Source organism: Colwellia sp. BRX8-9 (assembly GCF_014077245.1).
GTDB lineage: Bacteria > Pseudomonadota > Gammaproteobacteria > Enterobacterales > Alteromonadaceae > Colwellia_A.
Genome location: NZ_JACGVN010000042.1, coordinates 1 through 10906, shown reverse-complemented (window position 1 = coordinate 10906; position 10906 = coordinate 1). Strand labels below are relative to the sequence as shown.

At 33.9% G+C, this 10906-nt stretch carries 8 protein-coding genes; 4 read left to right on the top strand and 4 right to left on the bottom strand.

Features of this window, described 5'->3' with window-relative positions:
* Positions 1-112: 112 nt before the first annotated feature.
* Genes H4J70_RS20095 through H4J70_RS20495 form a run of 3 tightly spaced genes read left to right on the top strand, consistent with a single transcriptional unit; the run spans position 113 to position 5394 of the window.
* Positions 113-1069: a DUF4007 family protein gene (locus tag H4J70_RS20095; protein ID WP_182251780.1), complete on the top strand. Its 957-nt coding sequence runs from the start codon at positions 113-115 to the stop codon at positions 1067-1069.
* Position 1070: 1 nt separating this feature from the next.
* Positions 1071-4301: an AAA family ATPase gene (locus H4J70_RS20090; protein WP_182251779.1), complete on the top strand. Its 3231-nt coding sequence runs from the start codon at positions 1071-1073 to the stop codon at positions 4299-4301.
* Positions 4294-5394: a phosphoadenosine phosphosulfate reductase family protein gene (locus tag H4J70_RS20495; protein WP_259368093.1), complete on the top strand. Its 1101-nt coding sequence runs from the start codon at positions 4294-4296 to the stop codon at positions 5392-5394. Before H4J70_RS20090 ends, H4J70_RS20495 begins: the two co-directional genes overlap by 8 nt.
* 97 nt (positions 5395-5491) lie before the next feature.
* Here H4J70_RS20495 and H4J70_RS20080 read toward each other — a convergent pair whose 3' ends face one another.
* Both H4J70_RS20080 and H4J70_RS20075 read right to left on the bottom strand, forming a co-directional pair.
* The gene (locus H4J70_RS20080) at positions 5492-6610 is read right to left on the bottom strand and encodes a cysteine desulfurase family protein (RefSeq protein ID WP_182251778.1); all 1119 of its coding nucleotides are present in this window, start codon (positions 6608-6610) and stop codon (positions 5492-5494) included.
* A gap of 337 nt (positions 6611-6947) precedes the next feature.
* Positions 6948-7607, bottom strand: a complete 660-nt coding sequence (locus tag H4J70_RS20075; protein WP_220470408.1) for a HEPN domain-containing protein — start codon at positions 7605-7607, stop codon at positions 6948-6950.
* Between the two features lie 181 nt (positions 7608-7788).
* On the opposite strand from H4J70_RS20075, the gene H4J70_RS20070 reads away from it, so the two are divergent.
* The gene (locus H4J70_RS20070) at positions 7789-7992 is read left to right on the top strand and encodes a hypothetical protein (protein ID WP_182251777.1); all 204 of its coding nucleotides are present in this window, start codon (positions 7789-7791) and stop codon (positions 7990-7992) included.
* A gap of 77 nt (positions 7993-8069) precedes the next feature.
* Here the strand turns inward: H4J70_RS20070 and H4J70_RS20065 are convergent, their stop codons facing one another.
* The gene (locus H4J70_RS20065; protein WP_182251776.1) at positions 8070-9269 is read right to left on the bottom strand and encodes a hypothetical protein; all 1200 of its coding nucleotides are present in this window, start codon (positions 9267-9269) and stop codon (positions 8070-8072) included.
* Positions 9262-10906, bottom strand: a 1645-nt coding sequence (locus tag H4J70_RS20060) for a DUF2779 domain-containing protein (protein WP_182251775.1), incomplete at its 5' end; no start/stop codon positions are given. The genes H4J70_RS20060 and H4J70_RS20065, both read right to left, overlap by 8 nt.

The window sequence follows — 10906 nt, the reverse complement described above, 5'->3', positions numbered from 1 at the left end:
CCAATTAATTACTGTATTAATATACAGCAATTAATCCTGAATACATCTTTAAATTATACTGAAAAAGTAATATCATCACATCTGGACAATTCCTCCAGAGACGTACAACTTAATGAAAGCAAAATTTTCCGGACACGATACATTCCCTCTAAGATATGGATGGCTTTATAAAGCTGTTAACCATATGAATTCAGGCCATTATTTTAAAACATCTAAAAATGAGGATGTTGAAAAAGCCGTTATAGAACTAGGCGTTGGTAAAAACATGGTAAATGCCATCCGTTATTGGTCTGATTTTACGGGTGTTATTAACGATAAAATAAATACCCCCCCTTCAGTAACAGAGCTTGGTAATTACATCTTTGGTGACATTGATGCACATCACGGCAACGACCCTTATTTGGAACAGAAAGGTTCTATTTGGTTAATTCATTTTTTACTTAACTTTGATAACGAATCATTAACTTCATACCGATATTTTTTCAATTTTTCACATGTACAAAGTTTCGAAAAAGAAAAATACTTATTCGATTTTGTCGAGGATGCACAGCGAATTTGTAAAAACGATGGTATTACGGATAAAAGTCTAAAAAAAGATCTCGATTGTTTTCTGCATACTTATTGTCGGAAAAGAAAAGCTAATTCATCTAAAATAATCAAAATAGACGAAGATCATTTTTCATCTCCTTTAGCTGAACTAAATTTAATTAATGATAACGGTAATGGATTTTATACGAGCCCTCTTCGCGAACAACAAGATTTACCTATCGAAATATTCATTTATGCTGTAGCTAGATTTATGAGTTTAACTATTGATTTAGAAGACGTTAACTTAGAGACAGAAGAGTTAACTATTGGTTTTGATACTTTACTAAGTAACCCATTTTCTCCTGGTAGAATATTTCGATTATCAGAACATGGTCTTGGTCAGAAACTTGATGATGCTCAAATGACTACAAATGGTGGATTAACTTGGGTTGATTCTAGAGGCTTGAGACAAATTTCATGCCCTATTAGTTTAATAAAGAACCCTATTCAAATTCTAAATAAATACTATGGAGTTGAATGAAATGTCATCTATGATTGATATCAGCCAAAAATATAAAAGTTCAACCCGTCTAGATAATGACGCTTTTAACCATAAAGATTTCATAGATAGCTTTATTTTACATGGTACAGCTTTAAATGTGCTAGATACTATCAGTAGAGATTTCACTAAAAGTGAACAGCGTTGTTTTACCATCACAGGGCCTTATGGCACGGGTAAATCAACTATAGCACTCTTTTTAACGCAATTATTGTCTGATAAAAAAAATGTACGAAACTACGCGAATGCAAAACTAGCAGCGAGTACTGAGGAAAAGGACTTTCAAACAAGCTTCAACATAAACAAAGGTTGGAAAGTAGTAAAGCATGTTTGTGGTTTAAATGTCCCCTCAGCAACTATTACTTGCTCTATTTTAAAAACACTAGAGCATGAATTTAATAAACAAGATATTTTTCAATTAAACGATGATGAATGCCTTTCTCTAATTGCTTCAACACTTGATAAAAGTGCTAAAGTTGACGGTGTAATCATTTTATTGGATGAAATGGGTAAAGCGTTAGATTATCAATCTAGAGAAAATAAAGATTTATATTTTTTCCAAAACCTTGCTGATGTCATTCAAAAGTCTAAAACACCTGCAATTTTAATTGGCTTCTTGCATCAAGCATTTAGTGAATATTCTAAAGCTATGAACGCTTCAGCTCAAAAAGATTGGGCTAAGGTACAAGGTCGCTATCGCGATATGGGTTACAACCCCTCTATTGATGAATCGTTGGTATTAATTGGTGACTCAATAACTAAGACTGACGGTGTAGAAAAAAAATTAGTTCAAGAGAATGATAGCTTAATTTCTTCAGTACTTAGCTTCTTTCCATCTCAAACTGACCGAAAATCGCCTCTGTTAAACTCTTTACCGTTAGATCCAATAGTAAGCTTACTATTAGGCCCTATATCAAAAAGAAGTTTCTCTCAAAATGAACGAAGTTTATTCGGCTTTTTAGCATCTAATGAAAAAATGGGATTCAAACAGTTTATTGAACAAAATTATCCATCAGAATTGAATGTTGAGAGAAATAAGCTTGAGTTGTTTCACCCTGAGTTATTCTGGGATTACCTACAATACAACTTAAACCACATTATTCTGGCAAGTTCAGACAGTAAAGTTTGGTTGGAAGGCCAAGATGCAATTTATCGAGCTGAACAAAAAGGCTCTGACTTACATTGTCTGATAACTAAGACTATTGCACTGTTAACTCTATTTGGATTTCAACACCAACTATTTGCAAAACGAAAGTTCTTAATTAGTTATTTTAGCTCGCGAGGATTTTCAGAACACGATGTTACTTTAGCCATAAAAGAGTTAGAAGAATGGACAGTTATTATATATCGTCAAAAGCACGATGCATTGTTCGTTTTCCAAGGTAGTGATATCGACATTAATCAATTAATCTCGGTTACAATAGAAGAGATTAAAGATGGTGTAGATTGGACATCTCAAATCTCTCAAGCAAATAATATACTAGCAACAGCTCATTACCATAAAACGGGCACAATGCGCTGGGCACAAACAAAAATAATTGGAAAGCACAACTTCTCTGAAATAGTGGACTTAGATACAAGTCCTGTGAGTGGAGATACATTTTTGTGGTTTGTTCTACCTGTAGATGAGTCTTTATTTGAAAGAGCAAAAGACATTGCTGATAATAATGAACATATTATATTAGGCTACCAATCTCAATTTTCTATATTAAAAACACAGGCAATTGAATTGATTGCTTTGAATAAAGTATTAAGAGAACATAAAGAAATAACCCATGATTTCATTGCAAAAAATGAAATTAATCACCGTATAGAACTCGCAAAACAATCCATATTTGAAGCAACAGATAAAGCTTTTAAAACAGCAGAATGGAAATATGATTCACTGTCACTTGAACACAAAACGTTAGCATCAATAACATCTTCAATTGCCGATCATATTTTCAATAAAGCTCCTGTGATTAAGAATGAATTAGTAAACCGTTCTAAACCATCGGGTAGTGCTAACTCTGCAATTAAGAAGTTACTTATCGCAATGGCTGAAAACTTTGAAGAAGAGAACCTGAACTTCCCTGCTGGTAGCTTTCCAGCAGAGAAAGGATTATATTTTTCATGCTTAAAGAATAAAGAACTTCATACAGAAACTGAAGGTATTTTAGGCTTCAGTCAGCCACGTGATGTAAATCTTAAGGCGTTATTTAATTCTGCAAGTCTTCTGATCAAAAAACGTGGCGATATTGTTTGGTTAAATGAAATTGATGATCTTTGGTCTCAAAAACCTTTTGGTGTTCCTAAGGGAATAAGATCCATTTGGATACTTGCCTTTGTAATGACGCACCTTAAAGATTTTGCATTTTTTGATAAAAACGATGCTACAAACGAACATATGTTTATTACAGCGCCCGATGAAGAGTTTGTAATAAAATTAATGCTAAAATCGTCGTTTGTTGGTGTTCAACTTGTAAAAGTTGACCAAGAAAAAACGGCATATTTAAATGAATTAGCTATTGCTCTTCCAAACTTTAGCGGAGATCCTACCCCCCTAGCAATTGCCCAAGAGTATGTTACATTATTTGCAGGGTTATCAACTTGGACTCGTAATACTAAATCACTATCACAATCAGCTAAGAATTTTATTTTACATTCGAAAACCGCATCTGATCCTCACAATTATTTGTTTAAAAAAATAACATCTCTTTTTCCAACTAAATCCATAACTGAGATAAAATCTGACAATATAAAAACTATATTGAATGAGATTACTAATTCACATATAGAGATGGTTAAGGCATTTAAAACTGAAATAACAAGTTACCTGCCTATTGATGAACATTTATTAAAGCAATGTACAAATGTCGCGGTGTTCACATCGGATGCTAAGCTACAAACATTTGCCCAACGTTTAGGTGAGTTTGCAAGTAACAATAATTGGATACCCAATATAATCTCATTATTATCAGGTAAAGCAGAACGTAATTGGGATGACAATGCAATTAATAAAGCTAAAGCAGAACTTATTGGAGTAATAGAACGCTTTAAGTTAGCTAATTACCAAGCTTCATTTAAAGCTATAGAATATAAATCTGTTAGAAAAGATTATAAGACTCAAATTAGTAATGTCGAAACTTCACTTTCAACATTAGAAGAGCATGAGCAAAGAGCTGTTTTAATGGCTCTATTAGATGGAATGACAAAAGGAGTTGAACATGCCTAAAACCCTTCACGTACTAGGATTGTCCGGCGGTAAGGATAGTGCCGCACTTGCTATGTATATGCGCGATAATTACCCTGAACTTGATATTCAATATTACTTTACCGATACAGGTAAAGAGCTCCCTGAGGTAATTGATTTTATTAATCGTTTGGAAGGTTACTTAGGTAAGCCCATCATCGATCCTTATGATGAAGTTTTTTCTTCTAATCGTACGAAAAAAGATTTTGATTATCATTTGGAAAAACATCAAAACTATTTGCCATCACCCCAAGCACGTTGGTGTACTATTCAAATGAAGTTAGTTCCATTTGAGATGTGGATTAATAAAAAAATGGTGAATGAAGGTTATGACAAAGTAATTTCTTATGTTGGTATTCGTGCAGATGAACCAGCGCGAACAGGCTTTTTAACTAACTCGAATAATGAAGCATACCTCAAAATAGAAATGCCATTTCGTGATGATGGTTTAAACAAAAAAGATATTTTTGATATTTTACAAGGTGCTGATCTCCTATCTGATACTGAAGAAGTTGTAAATTATCGTAAACTGTTTATTGACCTCAGTACTAATATGCCAACAACACCTACAGAAGAAGCAGTTATCAAGCATTTTGAGAATGAAATAATAAATACTACTAACTCAACATATAAGGACTCAAACCTTACTGTAGAGATTTATAGAAAAATTGTTGAGGCTATGGATGTTGGAAAGCCAGGCTATTATGGATGGCGTTCAAGAAGTGGTTGTACCTTTTGTTTTTATCAACAAAAGATTGAATGGGTTAGATTAAAGCAAATATACCCGGATGCTTTTGAAGAAGCTAAAAGCTATGAAAAAACGGCTGAAGAAAAACGCCCTGATGGTACTTTTTATTGGCTAGGCAAAGATACACCTCTTTCAACCCTAGAAGCTCCAGACAGAATTGTACAAATTGAAGCTAATCATGCAAAAAAAATGGAACGTTTTGCCAAAAAAGCTCGAAAACGCCAAAACCAATTACAAATAAATATTGTAAATATTGATACCGATATTATGGATGAAATCTATGATGAAGTAGAGGGTGGTGGCGCTTGTGTTACTTGTTATAAGTGACACCTGTTGTATTTAGATCAAAGCGACTTTTAGTCGCTTTTTTTATGACAGCTACTGATGCAATAAACTGAAAATCCTGATTGAAAACACCTAAAAATCAACGTGCTTTAGCTATTACTGCAATTATAAAGTCTAAGTCATCGATCGATATGTCTAAAGGGAAACTGATCCTAAAAGTATGATCAGCTAACTTTCGATCTAAACCTAATGCAGTTAGAACATGTGATGGTTCAATCTCCTTCGAAGAGCATGCTGAGCCTTGTGCTAAGCATAATTTAGACTCATTATCCCTTACAAATACATCAGTATTAATACTTGGTAAAGTTAATGATATGCAACTCTCTAGCGCAAGTTCAGAGCCATTGACTTGATATTCAATACCATTAAGTTTCAATTGGTCTAATAAGTAAGATTTAATATGGCGTGATTTAAATTTTTCATAGTAGTTCGAAAATACTTCAATAGCTTTTCCAAATCCAACAATAAGTGGAGCTGCAACTGTCCCCCCACGTAATCCGTCTTCTTGACCTGCCCCATGAATTACTGGCATTAAATGTTTTTTACGTAAGTCACGAATATAGATTGCTCCTATACCTTTTGGGCCTCCTATTTTATGAGCTGATAAAGACATTACATCGACATTCATATCATCAACATTTATATCGATTTTCTGGAAACTTTGTGCAGCATCACTATGGAATAACACCCCTAAATCGAAGCAAACCTGACCAATTTCAGCAATAGGGTTAATGGTGCCTAGTTCATTATTCACGTGCATAACGGAGACTAGCGCTGTATCAGGTCTGATTGCATTTAAAATAGATTCAGCTTCAATAATACCATCTCGATTAGGCTTCACATAAGTAACATCATAACCTAAAGACTTTAAGTAATCACAAATAGCGAATACACATTTGTGTTCAATTTGTGTAGTTACAATATGTTTTTTATCTGTTGTTAATTCTGTTCCTAAAAGGAAACTCTTAAAGGCTATATTATTAGATTCCGTAGCTCCGCTAGTAAATATTATCTCACTGGGATATGCACCAATTTCATCCGCTAACTGCTCTCGTACTTTACTGATTTCATCAGAGACTTGTTCACCTAACAAATGACTAGAAGCAGAGTTAGCGAACGTCTTTTCAAATGCTTTTAGCAGTGCTTCTTTTACTTCAGGAAGAATAGGATAAGAAGCTGCTGTATCTAAATAAATCATCGGGATGTTATCATTATACGTCGTATTTTTAGTGATAATTATTCTACCATCAATAAAAATATAAAGGCATACTTATCCAATTCATATTAAATATCGATTAGTATTTGTGCTTATTTAGCTTGCTGTTGAATACTCCAGTTACACAAAATCAACTGAAAAGATGGGGATATTTGATCTTAGACATATTTATTTTCCATGTAAAAGAGTGGCTAAAAGTATAGTTCAGCCAATAGTTAAATTAGTAAAATGCAAATAAATTTTTTAATATAGTAGGCATTGCTAACTTAAATTGCCTCCTAAATATTTGACCTAAAATATCATATAAGGTCTCCATTTTTTATTTTTCAACAACGTGATAACAGGGGTCACCCCATAGTTCATTGGCGCTATCCATCATAATTTTTATGACGGAAGGAATAAACTTACTCATGAAAGCTACAGCATCTCTCATTTGATCTCTATTAACACTGCTATTCCAAGTTGCGCCACCATGTAAGCTTTGATTACGTAAGGTATATAAACGAGAGAATATTACAGATAGAACTGCTGATGTGTTTTTATGACCAAGCGCTTTATGGGCAAAGGCATTAGAAGACTTAAAATCATCTTGCCATTGGGCTTCGGTTTTCTTTTGATTTTGATAATCCCAGAACGGCTGAAAGACATACTGGTTACTTAGAAGCACCCGTATACTGCTAGTAAATTCCTTCCAAACGAGATCTGATAGTAAGTTACCTTCATCTAGTTGACATAATCTATCAATAAAATTTCGAAAGGTTTCTTGCTCGGTAAAGCGGTGGTAATCATCTATTTCATTTGAATAAGCTGCATTAAAAGCTATCCATAGAAAAATAAACTGTGCGTCTTGATCGCCTTCTGCTTGCTCTGCTCTATTAAGCCAGCTTAAGGCTCGATGCACTCGAAGGCTTAAGTTTATCGGGTAGTTATCACGCTCTTGCCGTTGACGGGCTTTAAGTGTTTGATGAGTAATATCCATACTTGTACTTCCGTGTAATTATTATCAAACTATCTTATAAGTAAAGATAAATAGCCAGTTATTTTATTGATACACCCCAAATTCCTTTCTTCTTTAAACCTAAATCAGACGACATGTATGAAATAAAAGGGCGTCACGCCTCTGCACGCATACCAGAGATGTGATTTCAAATATTTTATGAATGGTGCGACGAACAAGTGAGGAAGAAGAAAAACGAGTTCTTTATGTTGCGGTTACTAGAGCCGAAGAGCAATTTATTCTTATCTCTCATTCTAAAGGCAAAGAAACTAAAGCTAAACTTTTTATTCAAGATTTTTTAGAATCGAAACCGAATTTTTCTGAATCCTTAAAATTAAAAATAGATGATTATAAAGAAGTCTTTTAAAATCACGTGTCTCATCACACCATTGAAGTAAATGAATCCACAAAAATTATTAATGCAAGTGTGACTGCTTTGTTATATTAATTATCTTCTATAAGCTCAAATTGACATTCTCTTCTTATTAGGTCCAACTTATTAAAATCACGTGGATCTGATGTGTTTTTGAACTCTTCTCCAAAGTCAGCATTTACTATAAAACAAAACTGTTGAATAAATTTTAACGTGGCATAACTCTGACCAGTTTTTGTAGTTCTTGGAAGAATAGTGCTAGCTAAATTAATTATATGGTCATAATTGAAAACTTTACTATGAACATTTTTAGGTTGTTTCAAATACTCATAGATTTTTGAATGGTTAGTCACTTTAGGTAATATACATTCTACTTCCTGATATTCGACAGGTATTTCCCTTTTTTTTATCGTTATATTGTCAATAGTTAAAATATCATACCCAATCATAAACAATGCAGACTCTAGCATCCTAACTTTGTCAGATATATTATCTTCTTCTGCTCTAGCTTCAGGAAGACAAATGTTGTTAAACACATCATTAAACTCTGAGGATTTTGCTATTTCAAATAAAAGCCAATTAGCTCTAATATTAGATTTCGCATGAAGTGCCCCTGCTTTTTTTGGATAAAACCTGTAACGTTTAGTTGATGGATTCCTATTTTTACTCCCTCTCATAAAATTCAAACACAAAGGAACACTTTCAAAACCATTTACCTCTAAGAATTCTCTCACAATTCTAGCTAAAGCTGCGCCGACCCTATCATCGTAGATAATAGATCTATTGCCAATGAGTGAAAACAACTTAGTAGTTGCCGAATCTGACCGGAGAATTTTATTCTCATCAAACAAGTTGATTTTATCTTCATCATCAGAATCAAGTACTGAACTAGCCAAATTAAGTTTTTCACATAACGTACCTTTTTCTAAGGATTCAACCAACCATCTTACTGGATGTCGAACTACAACTCCTCCCCAGTCAAGTACCTTTAAACTTTGAATTAAAGCAGCCGCATCGTCTCTAGTGTCTAATGCTGACCTTAATTTAAAGGCATGATTATCGAGAGTAACTTTACTTTGGTTGTAATCATTACCTTCCCATAGGTAGTTATCAAATGCCTCTTTAAAACATGTAATATTGAATGTGTTTTTACTATCCTTTTTGGGTGTATAATTTTGATTAAAGGACCCTTTATCACCAAAAACAATATCTTTGAAATAATTTAGAAAGTTTTTAACTTCATTTTTTGATAAATACTCATGTTTATACATTAATCATCTCTCTCCAAGCTTCATATAAAAATACCATAGCGACAGTATCTGTCTCGCAATAGCACAACAGCGCTTTTTTCAATTCTTCACGCTCATAGTCACTCATGTGAGTAAACTGCAATCTTGCATAGGCAGTCAACGCCAACCCCCCGTTATTTAACTCATCACCTTCTGATAATAATTCAACATCATGCTCAGAAATATCAGCAAAAATTTTCGGTAAGTGTTTGTATGGGTCTTTTACTTTACCTTGTCCATCAAATTCAATCCAAACTTTTTCCTTAAAGTTCAAACTGTTAATAGACTCAGTGCCACCTTCACTACCATAAATGGGCTTACTGTATTTTTCTTGCAAATACTTAGAGCTATTTAAAATGGCTGGTAATACGTACTTAATTGAATTTGAGCCATTCGTTGCGGGGTCGTAATAATATTTTTTAACAAGGTCAAGCATATCCACCATACAACGGTCGCCATGCCAGTTTTCTTTACTACTCTTTGTTGAGCGAGTAATTGACTTGATAAACTCAAAAAGTTCGTCTTTGTCTAACTCATTTGAATTATTTAATTGTCTATAAATCATATTCAAATATGAGTTCTCATGTGGTGAGTACATGAATATAGTGCCCTGATCGTTTTCAAGCTGTGCTTTTAAAGCACGAACAAATTCAAAGTTAGGAAACTCACCTTTTGCGGTATTTAAAAATTCACCCGCATGTTCAACTCGCCCATCAGCATGAGCTATATGATGCGAAAATTGAAATGCTATGCCCTCGTAGGGACTCATACCTTTATAAAATGGAATAGCTACCGCACTGGTTTCAAAATCAATGAAGTGTAACGGGTAAGTCCAACTAGCCATCACGTTACGCATACTGTCGGTATCAAAATAGATACTAGTGTCTTTGTTCTGTTCTTTCTCTATTTGCAGCCATTGGCGTTCTTTTTGTACTAATGCAGCTTTTTTATTTTCCACTACTCCAATATCTTCAGGTACAAGATCAACAAGTTTGATAATACCTTGTTCTATACACTTATCTGCCCCTGTATAGTTCCAAATATCAAGTACAGTTTTATCGTCAAAATCAGCATCAGACCAATGTAACTGTTCTTTCCAACAAGCTTTAAAACCACTTAACTTACCATCCTTCTCATCAGCCTTTGAGCATTGAAACTCACACGTTTTACACTTCTTTTTGATAACAGGTGCTATTTTCTGGTCTTCTTGATAAAACTTAGCAAGTGCCGTAATGTTCTCTTTGAATGAATGGGCTGGCATTCCTGTGGTTAATTCGGTGTCGTATGCAAGTTGCACTGCTTTATCAACATTTACTTTAACTAACAATTTATTTGATAAGTCTTCTTTGGTAAGACTTGACGATACTGACACCCCTTTCCGATTTTGCTCATCTTTAGCTAAAACAAATTTTTGATTAAGACCATCAGTTGCACAAGTTGCCGTTTTATCTACTAGCATTAAGTAGCTACTGACAGTCGATTTTGGAAAGGCATTTTTTAAAACATGTTTTTGAAAAGCAACATCAAAAATGTACGGCTTCCATTTTGAATCAAGCTTGTCACCTTTTTTATTATGAAAGTCACCATTGTCTTTTACTGAATAAGATTTTGCTTTCACT

What these genes read in the sequence shown, in the direction of transcription:
- H4J70_RS20095 (WP_182251780.1), top strand. Translation starts at nt 113, where the DNA reads ATGAAAGCAAAATTTTCCGGACACGATACATTCCCTCTAAGATATGGA.
- H4J70_RS20090 (WP_182251779.1), top strand. Translation starts at nt 1,071, where the DNA reads ATGTCATCTATGATTGATATCAGCCAAAAATATAAAAGTTCAACCCGT.
- H4J70_RS20495 (WP_259368093.1), top strand. Translation starts at nt 4,294, where the DNA reads ATGCCTAAAACCCTTCACGTACTAGGATTGTCCGGCGGTAAGGATAGT.
- H4J70_RS20080 (WP_182251778.1), bottom strand. Translation starts at nt 6,610, where the DNA reads ATGATTTATTTAGATACAGCAGCTTCTTATCCTATTCTTCCTGAAGTA.
- H4J70_RS20075 (WP_220470408.1), bottom strand. Translation starts at nt 7,607, where the DNA reads ATGGATATTACTCATCAAACACTTAAAGCCCGTCAACGGCAAGAGCGT.
- H4J70_RS20070 (WP_182251777.1), top strand. Translation starts at nt 7,789, where the DNA reads ATGGTGCGACGAACAAGTGAGGAAGAAGAAAAACGAGTTCTTTATGTT.
- H4J70_RS20065 (WP_182251776.1), bottom strand. Translation starts at nt 9,269, where the DNA reads ATGTATAAACATGAGTATTTATCAAAAAATGAAGTTAAAAACTTTCTA.